Source organism: Streptomyces caelestis, assembly GCF_014205255.1.
Classification (GTDB): domain Bacteria; phylum Actinomycetota; class Actinomycetes; order Streptomycetales; family Streptomycetaceae; genus Streptomyces; species Streptomyces caelestis.
Genome location: NZ_JACHNE010000001.1, coordinates 409888 through 425018, shown reverse-complemented (window position 1 = coordinate 425018; position 15131 = coordinate 409888). Strand labels below are relative to the sequence as shown.

At 71.3% G+C, this 15131-nt stretch carries 13 protein-coding genes; 6 read left to right on the top strand and 7 right to left on the bottom strand.

Annotated features, from left to right (window positions below):
• The 4 genes from HDA41_RS01890 to HDA41_RS01875 all read right to left on the bottom strand — a co-directional run bounded on the left by HDA41_RS01890 (position 1) and on the right by HDA41_RS01875 (position 4694).
• A complete protein-coding gene (locus HDA41_RS01890; protein WP_184980003.1) occupies positions 1-2397 on the bottom strand; it encodes a SpoIIE family protein phosphatase in 2397 nt (798 codons plus the stop codon).
• A gap of 112 nt (positions 2398-2509) precedes the next feature.
• Positions 2510-3076, bottom strand: a complete 567-nt coding sequence (locus HDA41_RS01885) for an antibiotic biosynthesis monooxygenase (protein ID WP_184980001.1) — start codon at positions 3074-3076, stop codon at positions 2510-2512.
• Positions 3077-3119: 43 nt separating this feature from the next.
• Entirely contained in the window at positions 3120-3500 is a 381-nt protein-coding gene (locus HDA41_RS01880; RefSeq protein ID WP_184979999.1) for a hypothetical protein, read from the bottom strand.
• Positions 3501-3773: 273 nt separating this feature from the next.
• Positions 3774-4694, bottom strand: a complete 921-nt coding sequence (locus HDA41_RS01875) for a MurR/RpiR family transcriptional regulator (protein WP_184979997.1) — start codon at positions 4692-4694, stop codon at positions 3774-3776.
• A 166-nt stretch (positions 4695-4860) separates the two neighbouring features.
• Between HDA41_RS01875 and HDA41_RS01870 the strand changes: the two genes are divergently transcribed.
• A complete protein-coding gene (locus tag HDA41_RS01870; protein WP_184979995.1) occupies positions 4861-5022 on the top strand; it encodes a hypothetical protein in 162 nt (53 codons plus the stop codon).
• A gap of 53 nt (positions 5023-5075) precedes the next feature.
• Positions 5076-5477, top strand: coding sequence for a DUF3662 domain-containing protein (locus tag HDA41_RS01865; RefSeq protein WP_184979993.1), 402 nt, complete (start codon positions 5076-5078; stop codon positions 5475-5477).
• 15 nt (positions 5478-5492) lie between these two features.
• Here the strand turns inward: HDA41_RS01865 and HDA41_RS01860 are convergent, their stop codons facing one another.
• From HDA41_RS01860 to HDA41_RS01850, 3 genes are all read right to left on the bottom strand, one after another.
• Entirely contained in the window at positions 5493-7181 is a 1689-nt protein-coding gene (locus HDA41_RS01860; protein ID WP_376706761.1) for a phospholipid carrier-dependent glycosyltransferase, read from the bottom strand.
• A 36-nt stretch (positions 7182-7217) separates the two neighbouring features.
• Complete coding sequence (locus HDA41_RS01855) at positions 7218-9134, bottom strand: phosphatase PAP2 family protein (protein ID WP_184979989.1); 1917 nt, start codon at positions 9132-9134, stop codon at positions 7218-7220.
• A gap of 205 nt (positions 9135-9339) precedes the next feature.
• A complete protein-coding gene (locus tag HDA41_RS01850) occupies positions 9340-10239 on the bottom strand; it encodes an N-acetylglucosamine kinase (RefSeq protein ID WP_184979987.1) in 900 nt (299 codons plus the stop codon).
• A 240-nt stretch (positions 10240-10479) separates the two neighbouring features.
• Here HDA41_RS01850 and HDA41_RS01845 point away from each other — a divergent pair, with 240 nt between their 5' ends.
• The 4 genes from HDA41_RS01845 to HDA41_RS01830 all read left to right on the top strand — a co-directional run bounded on the left by HDA41_RS01845 (position 10480) and on the right by HDA41_RS01830 (position 15130).
• Positions 10480-11595, top strand: a complete 1116-nt coding sequence (locus HDA41_RS01845) for an ROK family protein (RefSeq protein ID WP_184979985.1) — start codon at positions 10480-10482, stop codon at positions 11593-11595.
• Positions 11596-11869: 274 nt separating this feature from the next.
• Positions 11870-13195 carry an extracellular solute-binding protein gene (locus tag HDA41_RS01840; RefSeq protein ID WP_184979983.1) on the top strand — a complete coding sequence of 442 codons (1326 nt, stop codon included), beginning with the start codon at positions 11870-11872 and terminating at the stop codon, positions 13193-13195.
• A gap of 124 nt (positions 13196-13319) precedes the next feature.
• Entirely contained in the window at positions 13320-14231 is a 912-nt protein-coding gene (locus HDA41_RS01835; RefSeq protein ID WP_184979981.1) for a carbohydrate ABC transporter permease, read from the top strand.
• On the top strand, positions 14228-15130 hold the full coding sequence (locus HDA41_RS01830; RefSeq protein ID WP_184979980.1) for a carbohydrate ABC transporter permease: 903 nt from the start codon (positions 14228-14230) through the stop codon (positions 15128-15130). Before HDA41_RS01835 ends, HDA41_RS01830 begins: the two co-directional genes overlap by 4 nt.
• The last annotated feature ends 1 nt before the right edge of the window (position 15131 follow it).

Here is a 15131-nt window from a genome sequence, read left to right as displayed (position 1 = left end):
CTACGCCTCGCGCACCCTCGGAACCCGGACGTCCACGACGCACACGTCGTCCCGCCGCTCGTCCGGCAGCATCTGCGCGAGCAACTGCCCCAGTGATCCCGACCCGGCAGCGTGTGCGGCCGTCACGGCATCGGCGAGACGTCCCAGGCCCCGGTCGATGCTCTCCGGAGGGTGCTCGACCAGACCGTCGGTGAACAGGATGAGCCGGTCGCCCGGCAGGAGACGGCACTCCGCCTCCCCGAAGACCGGCGCCGTGGTCGCGCCGAGCAACGTGCCCCTGGGCCGGCTCAGATACCGCACCTCGCCGTCCCGCAGAAGCAGGGGCGGGGGATGCCCCGCCTGGGCCCAGACCAGACGGCGCTGCCGGGGTTCGTACCGGGCCAGCACCATCGTGGCCGTCGCGTGGGAATCACGGGAGTGCAGCAGCAGCGTGTTCAGCCGGGCCAGCGCGCCGGTCAGCGACGAGCCCGTGATGACCATGCCCTTCGCGGTGAAGCGGAGCTGCGCCATCGTGGCGACGGCGTCGACACCGTGCCCGGCGACGTCGCCGACCACCAGCAGCGCGTCCCCCTCGGGCAGTTCCACGGCGCTGAACCAGTCACCGCCGACGTGCACATCCGACTGGGCGGGCAGGTAGGCGACCTCGACGCGCAGTCCCGCCAGATGCACCGGCCGGTTGGCCAGCGGCAGCAGCGCGTGCTGGAGCCGGGCCGCCAGGGTCCGCTCGGCCTGGAGCACGTCGTGCTGCGTGAGGATCGCCTGCTCGCTCTCGACCAGGGCCAGCTCCGCCCTCCGCCGGGCCGTCATGTCCTGGACGACACCGTGCACCTCGACGGGCGTGCCGTGCATGTCCGCCACGGTCTCCGCCACGAGACGCAGATGCCGGATGCCACCGCTCGTCCTGACCCGGAACGGCAGGTCGAACGCCCGCCCCTCCTGGACGAGTGCCCGGACGGCACGGGTCAGCGCAGGGGCGTCCTCGGGCAGCGCGAGCTCCGGCAGCTCGGTGAGCGGCACCGGGCCGTGCGCGGGGTCCCGGCCGAAGACGGCGAACACCTGGGTCGACCAGGAGGCCTCCTGCGTGGCCAGACTCCAGTTCGCCCAGCCGAGGTTGCCCAGCCTCTGGACATCCGCCAGCCGCTGCTCCTGCCGGTCGGAGGAGCCGTGCCGGATCCAGGTGACGACCAGCGTGTCCTCCAGCTGCGCCACCCGCGCCGAGTACGTCGACAGCGCCGCGATGCCCGCCACGACCTCCTCGTGCGCGAACGGTTCGCTCTCGTACGGCTCCCCGGTGGCCAGTGTGTGCAGGCAGCCCTGCCACAGCGGCTCGTGCGCCAACGCCGGCCGGAACTCCAGCAGCCGCCGCCCGGCCAGTTCCTCACCGGGGCGGCCCAGCAGGTCACCCGCCCGCGAGGTCGCGGCCTCCACCCGGAAGTCCTCGGTCTCGCCCGACGCGGCCCGCAGCGGGCTGAGCAGCATCGCCGCGATCGGCAGTGCGTCGAACAGCGCCTGCACCGCGTCCGTGGCGGCGTCCTCGGCCCGCTCGGGCGGCGCGTCGAAGGCGCGCAGCCGCCCGGCACACAGCCCGGCGACGCCCCGCAGATGAGCGCGGTCGCGGGGCGTGAACGACCCGGCGCGGCCACGCAGCACGCCGATGCAGACCTCGGCCGAGCCCGTGGCGGGCACGGGCAGCCAGGCGCGCGACCGCCACCGCTCGGGCGGGTCCCCGAGCAGCGGGTCCCGCCGCTCGTCCGGGGCGAGGTCCTCCAGCCAGCGCGGTTCGCCCGTCCGCAGCGCGTCCAGCGCCGCGAGCCCGCTCAGCGGCGGCACCTGGCTCCACTGGGCGGCCAGCCGGTCGTCGATGCCGGCGTGCCCGATCAGTTCCAGTCCGCCGTCGGGCCGGCGGGCGTAGATCATGACCGTGTCCGCCGCCATGTCGGGCGCGAGATGCTCCAGCAGACACCGGGCGAGGTCGTGCGGTGTCATCACCCGAACGAGGGCCTGCCCGAGGCGGGCCAGGGCGATGGCGACATCGTCCGGCGCGGCTGTCTCCGGCAGGACATCGGAGCCGAAGCCGGTGGTGCCGGGGCCGGCGGGCTCGGTCGCCTCACCCGGGCCGGGTGAGGCGGGCGCCAGGGATCCCAGCGTGATCCAGCACTCCTCCAGCAGGGTGTGGCGCGCCGCCTTGGCCCGCTGCAGCAACCACTCGTCCGCCGCGTCCGCGGAACACCCGGTCAGCGCCATCACCGCGCCCTTGGCCCGCTCCACGACAGCCGACATGGCCGCCTGGTCGCGCAGCCGGTCCAGCTCGGCACGCTGCCGGGCGACGATCTTGGCCAGTTCGACCAGGTCCGGTGCGGCACCGGGCTCCGCCGGGGTCACGGGCTCGCTCGTCACGCGTTGAGCATCGCATACCCCGGCCTGTTCGAAGACGGGCTTGTGCGCACGAACCGCTTCCACATCACTGCGGCCCCATGTGCCACGTCCGTCACATCAGTCTCCGAAGCCGTCAGTGGCCATCGCGGGGATACAGCCACAGCCGCAGGAGCCGGCTGAGCCTCGGCATGACCAGATACGTCAGTACCGGCAGCAGCACCAGCGGGAACACGGCGGCCCGCAGCGGCAGCGGCCAGCCGGTGGTGTGCGGCGTCACCAGCCACTGGATGAGCAGGGTGAACGGGTAGGCGCCGAGGAACGTCGTGAAGACCATCTTCCACCGGGGCGGGGCCTGCACGGTGGTGCCGGGCAGGCTGAACCAGGTCTCCATCCCGGTCGTCGACTGGCGCTCGCTGCTGACCTCGGTGGCGACGTCCTCGATCCGCCGGTGCCAGTGCGCGCGCTCCTCGGACTCCAGCCAGGCGGCGAGCCGGTGCTGGTCGGACCAGCGCAGCACGGCGTGGTAGCGGTGGCCGTCCTCGGGCGTGAGCCAGGAGACGCCCTCATTGCCCGGGAACTGTCTGGCGCAGCGGGTGATGCCGTGCGTCCACTCCTCGAACTGCCGCTCCCGGCCGGGACGCACCTGCCAGGTCAGAACCGTGGTCACCGGCTCGCGGTGCCGGACTTCGGTGGTGCTCATCCGCTCACGTGTGCCACGCACGACGCGGATCATGCCCCTGCGGTCACGGCTGGCGGCCGGCCTCCACCAGAGCCTGGGTGACTGCCCGGACGCTGCGCGCGATGTGCTGCAACTGCATGAGCTCGGCCGCGTACAGCTTGATCGTGTGCTCGATGACGCCCTCGTGCAGACCGAGTCCGGGCAGGTCGGCCCGGGCGGTCTGGAGAGCGGTGCGGGCCACCCTGATCTCCTGCTGGACCTGGATCTGGGCGTGCCGGGCGAGGAGGACGGGGTGGCGGACGAACACGGGGTAGCCGGCGTAGCGCGCGGGCACCAGCTCGCGCAGCCACTTGGCCGCCGAGCGCTCCCAGTCGTAGCTCCCGGGGGTCTTGACCTGGCAGGGCCAGTCCGGGCTGATGCGCGTGGACGTCAGGGGCATGATCATCGCTTCCGGGTGTGCGGCGTCGTGAAGGGTGGACGACGGGTCGGGGCGGCCCCGGCCTAGGGGATGACCGGGGCCGCCACGGACACCCGGGACGCCGAAGCGGGTAGGAGCCGGCCTCTCGGGTGCGGAACGGATCCGGAACGGCCGGGTCGCGATCCGTGAGCAGTATTTATATATGCCATCCGGTTTTCAAGGCGCATGAAAACATTCATGCGCGCTTTGTTGTGGATGGTCCCCTTGTGTGGACCCGATGCCTGCCTGGGTGCGTGCCGCTCAGTCGCGGAGGAAGAACTGATGCTGGTCGGCGACCTGTTCGTACTCCTCCAGCCGCGCCTGCGTCCGTTCCGGGTCCGCGTCCGTCATGGCCTGGAGCAGCGCCGAGCACATCACGCCCGGGGCGGCGTAGGAGTCGAAGACCAGGCGCGATCCGGTTCCGAGGGAGAAGACGACGTCGGCCTCGTCCGCGAGCGGCCCGAGCGCCAGGTCGGTGATCAGGGCGACCTTGAGCCCGGCGCCCCGCGCGACCTGGACGGCCGTCAGGGTCTCCTGGGCGTGCCGGGGCATGGAGAACGCCAGCACCCAGGTGCCGCCCGCCTCGCGCGACTGGAGCAGGGCGTCGTAGGCGACGCTGCCGCCCCGCGTCACGAGCCGTACGTCCGGGTGGATCCGCCGGGCGGCGTAGGCGAAGTACTCGGCCAGCGAGACGGAGATGCGCAGGCCGAGGACCGTCAGCGGGGTCGAGGACGCCAGCTTGCGGCCGATGTCGATCACCAGGTTCGGGTCGGCGAAGTCCCGCCGCAGGTTCTCCAGGTTCTCGATCTCGGCGTCGACCGCCGCCTGGAGCTCGTTGCCCCGGTTCTCCTCGGCCGGGCCGCCGCCCGCGAGGGTGCCGAGCGCGATCGACTGGAGCTTCTCCCGCAGCGCCGGGTAACCGCTGAAGCCGACCGCGGAGGCGAACCGGGTCACCGACGGCTGGCTCACGCCGACCCGGTCCGCGAGATCCGTGATGGACAGGAACGCCGCCTCGGTGATGTTCTCGATCAGGTACTGGGCGATGCGCCGCTGGCCCGGGGACAGCCGGGGCCGGTCGAAGAGCGCCCTGAGCCGGGCGGACGGGGAGACCTCCGCTTCGGGTGCGGACTTCCCCGAGGTGATCGCGGATGCCTGTGCGCGTGCCTGCTGCGGCGATGGCACCGGTGCGCCTCCTTCGTCTCCCACGGACGTTCAACATAGCTCAAGCACCGTGGTGACCAGGGCTTCTTCACAGAGTGCATGAGGTGCCCCGCAGGTGGATACCCGGCGCCGGGCGGAAACCCTCCGTGGCAGAAGACCCCGACACGACGGACGAGGAGCCATCGTCATGACCGTCCCCGAGGAGAACCGGCCGAAGACGGAGAGCACGGACGAGGTCCTGGAACGCCAGGACGAGCACCAGTCCCGGCCGCCGGGTGCGACCGGCCGCACGATGCGCGAGGCCCTGGAGGAGGCCGAGGTGCGGCCCGACGACTACGACCAGCATTAGCACACCCCCCGCCACCGCAACCGAACCGACGACGTACCGGCAGGTGAGACCGCATGGGCGCCCTGAGCGCGCTGGAGGAGACACTGGAAAACCGATGGGAGGCCCTGTGGGCGCGGGTCCTCGACAAGGAACCGGTCGAGGTCGTCGACGCCCTGCGGCAGGAGTGCGACGACAACGCCGTGGTGTGCCGGGCGGGCCGGGTCATGGTCCCCAACGCCTACGACGTGGAACTCCCCGACGAGGTGCACGACCAACTGACGCGCCACGGCACGAGCGTGGGCCAGGCCCTCACCGACAGCCTGTCCCAACACGCGGAACGCAGGGGCTACGAGTTCGCGGGCCCGCTCGCGGTACACGTTGCGAAGTGCCCCGACGTGCCCAACGGACGCTATCGCGTGGCCAGTCGCGTCATGCAGCACGTGAGCACGGACGGCTTCTTCCACGCGTCCCACTGAAGCGCTCTCAAGCGCTCAACGGCGATAGATCGTGATGGAGTGCCCGACGTCGTCAACGGGGCGGCTGCTGCCGATCAACTCGGCCAGCCGCCCCGTCGCTTTCGCGGCCGCCGAGTCCGACACCGCCAGCACCCCCCGCACGTCACCGACCGGCACGCCACGCGGATCGCGGGCCCGGATGCCGTAAAAGGACGGCACCCCACTGCCCTTGTAGACCAGCCACACCCGCTCACCCGGATACCGCTCCCGCAGCCGCTCCGCGAGCCGCCCCAGATCCTGCCCCCAGTCCACGTTGGAGTCGTGCAGGAACTCCCGCGTCCTGCCCGGTCCGCCGAACACCTCGTTGGAGTACGGCAGGTAGTAGGGGTACGCACGCAGCGAGCCGGCCGCGACGAACGCCACCAGCGCCCCCACCATCACGGGGACCCACCGCCGCCGCACCACGAGAACGCAACCGGCCGCCACCGCGAGAAACAGCGGCAGGAAGACGGCGTACCGAGTGCCGAGGTCCCGCGCCCCCTGCATGGCCGCCGCCAGCAGTACCGCAGGTGCGGCCAGTACATAGGGCGCGGCCGGCCGCAGGCGGCGTACCGCGACCACGACGACCGCCCCGGCGGCCCACAGCGCGAGCGTCCCGAGCGGTGTCTTCACCAGCAGCGCGGCCGGCAGGTAGTACCAGAGCGAGCCCGAGTACAACCGGCCGAACAGGAACCCCTGCCACGGCCGGTTCTCCAGCCCGAACTGGATCCGCATCCCGTCCCGGTACGCCTCCGGGAACGGCAGCGCCTCGACCAGCAGCCCCCGCAGCCCCCGCACGGTCGGCACATGCTGCTCCGGGTTCCAGCGCAGCCGCGGATCGACCATCAGATACGTCACCCACACGACGGCGACCGCCGCCACAGCCAGGACTCCCGCACCGGCGACCGCCCGCACCAGAACCCGTCCCGCATCCCGCCTGCGGCCACCTGCCGACGCGTGCCACACCGACATGGCGGCCAGCGCCATGAGCACCGGTACGGCGGGAAGCGTGTGCATCTTCGTGGCCAGGGCCGCTCCCAGCGCCACCCCGGCGAGCGGCACGCACAGCCGGGGCCCGCGGCGGGCCCGCCACAGCAGCCACGACGACGTCAGTACGAACCCGGCGGCCGGCACGTCGAGCGTGGCGAGCGAGCCGTGGGCGATGACGTCGGGGGAGAAGCAGTACAGGGCGAGCGCGGCCAACGCCCCGGCCGTACCGGACAGTTCACGGGCGAAGGCGAAGACGACCAGCCCGAACAGCAGCGTCAGCGCGATCACCGGGAGGCGGGCCCACAGCATCAGCCACCACGGGTCGTTGCCCGTCTCGTAGAGCAGATGCCGCCCCACCGCGCCCTGCTCCCCGGTGAAGAACGGGTCGACACGCGGATCCGCGAGAGCCACCCCGGCGCCGATGACGAGCTTGCCGAGCGGCGGGTGCTCGGGGTTGTGGCGCAGCCGGTGCTCGTGCGTGTACTCGACTGCGGCGCCCACGTACACCGGTTCGTCGATCGTCGGGGTCTGCCGCACGGCGGTGGTGACCATGGCGAAGGCCATCTGCGCGAGCAGCAGGGCCACGAGGAGCGGCAGCGGCCACCGTCCGCGGCACCGCCGCGTGGCCCCCGCCGGCGACGGCGGCGGGAGAGACAGCGGCCGCGGGACGGCGGGAGTGATCCAGAGGCCCCTCATGGACCCACTCTGCATCAGCCCCCGCCGCCCGGGGCGTCACCGCTTGACGAGTCGCACCGACAGACCGTCAGCGGTGTGGACGGGCACGGCCCGCAGCGTCGTCGAGTCCAGCTCGACATGGTCGAACCGGCCGCGCAGCCCCGGAGCCGACAGGACCGGGACGGTCGTCCCCGCGACCGGCGGCCGCTCGGCGTCGAGCCGCAGCGACAGCACGCTGCCCCGGCCCAGCAGCACGCGCCGGCTCACCGTGAGGGCCGGGCCGTGGTCCTTGCGCAGCAGCAGCTCCAGCGTCGACTCGCCCTCCTGGACGTACGAGCCGCGTACCCGCAGGACCTTGTCCGCGCGCAGTGTGCCGCCCGTGACCCGGACGTCGCCCTGTCCCAGGGCGTTCGGCGAGGCGGCGACCAGCGTGCCGTCCTCGACGACGGTCCCGCCGTGGTACCGGTTGTGGCCGGTCAGGGTGAGCCTGCCCGTGCCGCGCTTGGTCAGTCCGCCGTCACCTTCGATGTCGTTGCGCCAGCTGTCGGCCGCGTGGAAGCCCCCGGCCGCCGCGTCCAGCGTCACCGTGACGTCGGTGTCGAAGGCGCCGTACCCGTCCGCCGCCGCGAACAGGTTCAGCCGGCCCCACTGCTCCAAGCCGTCCAGCAGGACGTATCCGGAGGGCAGCGCGGTCGTGCGCAGTACCTCGCGGCGCTGGGCCGCGCTCAGGTACGGCAGCCGCGTCTCCAGCAGGACCTCCGCGCCCTTCGGCGCGGTGAGTGGGTCCTTGGGGCCGCGGCGGGGGAGGACGTACGTCAACCGGTGCCCGACCGCACGGGCGTTGGCGTCGCGGTCGGCGTAGGTGTCATCGGCGTCCGAGTGGGCGTAGGCGTACAGCGTGTCCGCCGTCGTGCCGGTCTTCTGGGTGAAGTAGGCGAGGGCCTGGGCGCGGGCCGCCGCCTTGAGCTCCGCGTTCGCCGGGTCGGCCAGCGTCGCCGCGGTCAGGGCGGTCGCCATGATCCGGCCGCCGATGACGTCGACGGTGGAGTGCATGCCCGACATGATCCGGGTGTGGCTGAGCTCGAACGCCCGCGTCACCAGTTCCTGGAAACGCTCGGGCACCGCGTAGGCGTAGGCCAGCCCGGCCAGATGGAAGGCGTTGGTGTGGCCGCTCGGGAACCCGCCGTCCTCCTCCGGGTTCTCGGAGCGCTGCCGCAGCAGCTGCGGGGCCACGACCACGTCCGAGTCGTACACCGGGTAGCCGAGGGCGTCCTTCTTCCCGGTGTCGACGACCTCGCTGTCCTCGTTCATCCGCCACGGACGCGGGTACTGGAAGGCGAACTTGGCCGGGTTGCCCGAGGCGAACGGCCCGCGCACGGTGTCCACCAGCTTGGCCACCGTGCCGAGCTCCGACTCGTGGGAGCCCGCGCCGAGCGCGGATCCGGCAGGGGCGTCGGAGGGCAGGGTGTCGCTGATCTTCCCCGGGGGCGTGCCGTCCGGGGCGCTGGTGATCGACGTGACCGCCTTGGCACCGGACTTGTACAGGCCGGCGAGCGGACCAAGGCCGCCGATCATGGCGTAGCTCTGGTGCTGGCGGTCGTAGAGGAAGGCCTCCTTCGCCTGCGCCTCGGTGCGGGATGTCGTGACCCGGGCGCAGTAGCGCATGTTGGCGCGCAGCACCTCGGGGTCCAGGACCCGGCCGGTGTCCCAGGCGTCGCCGGTCTTCCACACCTGGGACATGCCGCCCAGGATCCGGAGGACCGCGTTGGTCTCGGGGGTCTGGTTCGTCAGGACGTTCGACTTGTAGTCGTCGACGAACGCGGCGGGGCCCGTGGCGGCCTTCGCGTCGGCGGCGGCGAGCCACGTGGCGACGGCGGGCGCGGCCAGCAGACCGGCCGAGGCGCCCAGGGACGTCCTGAGGAAGCCCCGCCGGTTGACGGACGCGGTGGCGATGGGCCCGGCTGGTGACGGCATGCGTGTGCCTCTCTTGAGTTCTGCGACGGGTTCTTCCAGCCGTGCGGCCGGGGAAGGACGTGCGATCGTGTGCGACTCGTGGCGCCTTTGACGGCTTGTGGGGCACCTGTCGAGTGACGAGCGAAGATCTACGGCCGTGTCGTGACCCTTCGGAGAGGGATCGGCCACGAGCCGGTGTCCGGAACGTGAACGGCGTCCGCCCGGCTCACAGAAGCGAACGGGCCAGCGCCACCGCGCCCTCGACCGGCGGCACGCGCAGCCGCTGGGGGCGGGCTGCGGGCAGGGACTCGGCGAGCGCGGAGGTGAACGCCTCGTACAGCGCGGGCTGGGCGAGCACCGTGCCGCCCGCCACCACCACGTCGTCCACCGGGACCCCGCGCCCGGCGAGCCGTACGACGAGCGAGGCCAGCGCCCGGCCGCCGTCGGCGATCACGGCCGAGGCGAGCGGTGAGCCCGCCCCGGCGGCGGCGAACACCACGGGGGAGTGCCGGCCCCATTCGCCGGAGACGTCCGTGGCGGCCTCCAGCGCGGCGCCCAGCGCGGGCACCTCGGCCACGCCGAAGGCCGCGACCAGACCGGTCGCGAGTGCGTCGGGCTCCTCGCCGCGGTCGTGCGCCGCCCAGACGGCCCGCGCGGCCTCGCGTACGAGTCCGGCCGCGCCGCCCTCGTCGCCCAGCACCGCGCCCCAGCCACCGACCTGGACCGGACCGCCGTCGGGCAGCCGCCCCACCGCGACCGAACCGGTACCGGCGACCAGACCGACGCCCTTGTCCAGCCCGGCGGCGGGAACGAGCAGTTCGGCGTCGCCCACGACCAGCGCCGGCACCCCGAGCCGCTCCTGGAGCTCGGCCCGGATGGCTTCGCACTGGCGTGGCGTCTCGCAGGCGTGACCGCCCACGGCGACGGCGGACGGGAGTGCGTCCGCCGGCAGGGCGTCACGGACCAGCGCGGCCAGCCGGCCGGCCGCGGCCCCGGGCTCGTGCGGCCGCCAACCCGCACTGCTGCTGACACGGTCGACGACGCTTTCGCCGCCCGCGAGGGCACGCAGATGCGTCTTGGTGCCGCCCACGTCGATACCGACCACGTAAGGCGTGGAGTCCTGCACGGGTCCTCTTTCGTCGTTGCGCGGTCACGGCGACGGCAGGCGAACCGTGCGTCGGACCACGCCAGTTGAAGAGGTAGGGAAGCCCCGGGACGGGCTTCTGCGGGCCACGGCAGGCGAGTACCGTGGAGTTCGTTAGGAAGTTAACTAACGAAGTAGGGTGCGCGTCAAGAGGCACGGAATCCCGATGCCGCGCGACCTTTGCCGCCGCCCTGCACGGCCGCAGCACGACCTGGGGAGACCATGCGCCTGAGTGAGAGTGCCCGTGTGGTGTTCGACGTACTGGCCGGGACGGGCACGGCCACCCGCCCCCAGCTGGCGGCCGGTGCGGGCCTTTCCAAGCCGACCGTCTCCTCCGCCGTGGCCGAGCTGGAGGCCGTCGAGCTCGCCGCCCACTCCGGCAGGGCCTTCGGCGGTACCGGCCGCAGCGCCGCGATCTACCGTCTCGGGCCGGCCGCCGGCGCCGTGCTCGCCGTCGACCTGGGGCCCGCCGTGACGCGGGTGCGCGGCTGCGCCCTGGACGGCACGCTGCTCGCCGAGGGCACCGGGTCCCGGCCGGAGGCCGCCGACACCGTCCGCAAGGTCCTCGACGCCCTGCCCGCCGGGGCCCCGCTGCGGGCCGTCGTGGTCGCCGTCGGTGACGTCCCCATACGGGACCGCGCCGGGGAGCGCCCCGCGACCGCCAAGGCCGGACCCGTCTTCGACGCCATGGCCGTCGCCCTGCCCGAGGGCGTCCCCGTCCACCTGGAGAACAACGTCAACTGCGCCGCCCTCGCCGAGCTCCACGAGGGCGCCGCTGTCGGCCGCGACACCTTCGGCTACCTGCGCATCGGCGTCGGCATCGGACTCGCCGTCGTCATCGGCGGCCGGGTGCTGCGCGGTGCGAACGGCGCCGCCGGTGAAGTGGCCCGGCTGCCCTACCCCTGGGACGACGACCGCGCCCCGCGCCACGAGGGCCTGGAGCAGCGCATGGGCTCGCGCACCCTGCTCCGCCGGGCGGCCGAGGCCTGGCAGGACGGTGACGGGCCCCGCCCGCGCACCGCCGAGCGGCTCCTCGCCCTGGCCGGGCAGGGGCATGCCACGGCTGGTGCCGTGGTCGCCTCGCACGCCGCCGACGTGGGCCGGCTCGCCGCCGCCGTCGCCGCCGTACTGGACCCCGGGCTGATCGTGCTGGGCGGCGGCACCGGCGCGGATCCGCAGCTCCTGCCCGGTGTGCGGGCCGAGCTGGCCCGGCTGAGCTGGCCCACCGAGGTGGTCAGCAGCGTGGTGGGCGACACCGGCACGGTGGCGGGCGCCAGCAGGCTCGCGGTCGCCCATGGAATTCAAACCGTGACCGGAGCTGTACGGGCGAAGCATTGACGGCTGCGCCATCGGTCTGCCAATGTCCGGACAAGCGCTTTCTGAGTCGGCCGGGACGCCGACTCCGGGTGAGCCTCCCGCCCGTACGAGAAGTACGGCAGCCGCACGAGGGCGTGCTTGTGCGACGCCGGCCGACATGGCCGGGGACCCCACCCGTCAAGGCGTCGCGGCCGGGCGAGGCCGTGCCCCCGGAAAGCGAATTTTCCCGCAGACTGCACCCGTGCCGCCTCGGCTGGCGCCGTGCTTCCTCCGCTACGACGAAAAGGGATCGAAGATGACCAGTGTGGGTGTGCGGCGCTCCCGCCGACTCGGCCGTGGCGGCATACGCCGCGTGGTTCCCCTCGCTGCCGTGGCCACGGCAGGTGCCCTTCTGCTCTCCGCCTGCGGCGGGTCGGAATCCGGCTCGGGCGGGACCTCCAAGTCGCTGACGTTCTGGATCTCCACGGTTCCGGGACAGGACGCGGGCTGGAAGAAGATGGTGGCGCAGTACAAGAAGGAAACCGGCGTCAAGGTCAACCTCGTCAACATTCCCTACGACGGCTACGACGCGAAGCTGCGCAACGCCGCGCAGGCGAACTCCCTGCCCGACGTGGCGGCAGTGCCGAAGCTGGACCCGATCTGGGCGAACAAGCTGATCGACCTCGGCTCCATCGCCAACAACAAGAGCAACAAGATCAACAAGAACTTCATCGCCAAGGACTCGTCCGGGAAGGTGCTGTCCATCCCCTCGGACATCACCGCGTCCGGACTGTTCATCAACGAGACGCTGTTCAAGAAGGCCGGCGTCTCCGTCCCCACCTCGCCCCAGAAGACCTGGACCTGGACCGAATTCATCAAGGCGGCGGACGAGGTCCGGGAGAAGACCGACGCCAAGTACTCCCTCACGTTCGACCAGTCGCCCTCCCGGCTCCGCGCCATGGTGTACGAGCTCGGCGGGAAGTACGTCCACGCGGACTCCTCCGGCAAGTTCTCGGTGGACGCCGCGACCAAGAAGGCCGTGAAGCGCTTCGTCGAGATGAACGACGACAAGACCATGCCGAAGTCGGTGTGGACCAGCGGCGCCGACCCGTCGGCCATGTTCCAGAGCGGTGACGTGGTCGCCTACTGGTCCGGCGTGTGGCAGGTGCCCGCCTTCGCGGAGAGCATCAAGAAGTTCGACTGGGCGAGCGTCCCGACTCCCGCCGAGCCGGTGCAGGCCAGCGACGTCAACAGCGGCGGCATGACGGTGGGCTTCAACAACAACGGCGACGCGGCCGCCGCCGCGGAGAAGTTCCTGTCCTGGCTGTACGAGCCGGCCCACTACCAGGCGCTGTGCGAGGCGTCCGGGTTCCTGCCCGTCGAGAGCGGTCTGAACCCGAAGTACCCCTTCAAGTCCGAGGCGGCGCAGGCGGCGTTCAAGCTGTACAACGAGTCGATCCCGCTCTACGCCCCGATCTCAGGCTACTTCAACACCGCGCAGACGAACTGGGTGCTGAAGGGCAAGAGCCTCACCGAGGACCCGACCAAGACGGAGCTCGGCAAGGCGATCAACGGCCAGCAGTCGGTCGACAAGGCGCTGGACAACATCGTGTCCGGCTACAACCAGCAGGTCGGCGGCTGAGCGCAGGCCGACAGGCCCGGGCGGCGGGGTCGAGGCACCGCCGCCCGGTCTCGGGCCCCCACGCGACGCCGGGCTCATGCACTGAGCCCACAGGAACCCATTCCACCAGCACGGAGTCAGGAAGATGACCAAACGCGCCCCGGACGTGTCCGCGAGCCCGCCCAGGAGACGCAGTAAGTACACCCTTGCGCCGCTCGTCCTCATCGCGGCCAATGTCGTGCTCTTCGCGCTGTTCTTCGTCTGGCCGGCGGTGATCGGGCTCGTCTACTCCTTCACCAACTACACGGGCGTGGGGGCGTTCCAGTTCGTCGGACTGGACAACTACCAGCACCTGTTCGGGGACTCCACCTTCTTCGACGCGCTGACCCGGACGCTGCTGTACACCGTGCTGTTCGTTCCGCTGAACTTCGTGTTCTCGCTGCTCATCGCCAACGTGCTGGTGAGCAAGCACGCCAAGGGCGTGTCGGTCGCCCGCGTCTTCTTCTTCATCCCGTGGCTTCTGTCGCCCATCGTCGTGGGTGTCCTGTGGCGGTGGCTGTTCGGTGAGAACTTCGGACTGGTCAACTACCTCATCGAGAAGGTCGGCGGAAGCGCCGTGCCGTGGCAGTCGAACGCGGACCTGTCGCTGATCGTGGTGGTGGTGGCGGCATCCTGGGCCTGGACGGGCTTCTCGATGCTGCTGTTCATCGCGGCGATCAAGAACGTACCGGTGTCGTACTACGAGGCGGCCGCGCTCGACGGCGCCGGCCCGTGGCGCCAGTTCTTCAGCATCACCCTGCCGAGCATCGCGCCGACGTCCTTCATCGTCATCCTGCTCAACACGATCCACGGGATGAAGGAATACCCGCTGTTCGCCTCCCTCAACAACGGCGGCCCCGGCACGTCGAACAACCTGCTTGTTCAGTACATCTACCAGACCGGCTTCAAAGCGGGCCAGATCGGCTACGCGAGCGCCGCGTCGTTCGTGCTCATGCTCATCCTGATGGCCGTCGCGATCATCCAGCTGATGGTCAACCGGCGGGTGGAGAACCGATGACAACCACAGACATGCCGCGCAAGGCCGACGCCGATTCCGCACGGGCCGTCTCCAGGAAGCGGCCCCGCGGCGCGGTCGGCGGCGGGCTTCGGCGCGCGGTGCCCGCGACGACACTGCTGTGGGTCCTGGCGGCCCTCTACGGGCTGCCGGTGCTGTGGTTCGTCCTCAGCTCCTTCAAGCCGGCGGGAGACCTGTTCTCCCTTCCGCTGACGCTGTTTCCGGAAGACCCCACCGTGTCGGGTTACAAGGCGGCGTGGGACAGTGCCAACTTCTCCCAGTACTTCATCAACACGGCCATCGTGTGCGTGCTCGCGACGATCCTCACGGTGGGAGTCAGCTGCTGCACGGGGTACGCGCTGGCCAAGTACGACAACAAGTGGCTCAAGGTCTTCTTCGTCGGCATCCTGGCCACCACGATGCTGCCGGGCGAGGTCATGCTCGCCCCGCAGTTCCTGGTGGTCCGCGACCTCGGCCTGTACAACTCGCTCGCCGGCATCATCCTCCCGGCCGTGCTCACCGCGACCGGATGCTTCATGTTCCGCCAGTTCTTCCTGACGGTCCCCGACGAGCTCATCGAGGCCGCCCGCATCGACGGGGCGCGTGAGCTGTCGATCTTCCTGCGGATCATGGTGCCGATCTCCCGGCCCATCATGCTGACGCTCGCCATCCTGTCGTTCCAGTGGCGGTGGAACGACTACATCTGGCCGCTGCTGATGCTCAACGACCCCGAGAAGTTCACCGTGCAGATCGGCATCCAGAGCCTCGTCGGGGCGCAGAACATCAACTGGTCGGTGGTGCTCGGCGGATCGGTCATCTCCATGATCCCCTTGATCGTCGTCTTCCTGGTGTTCCAGCGTTATGTCATGAACGCCAACATCAATGCCGGACTGAAGGACTGAC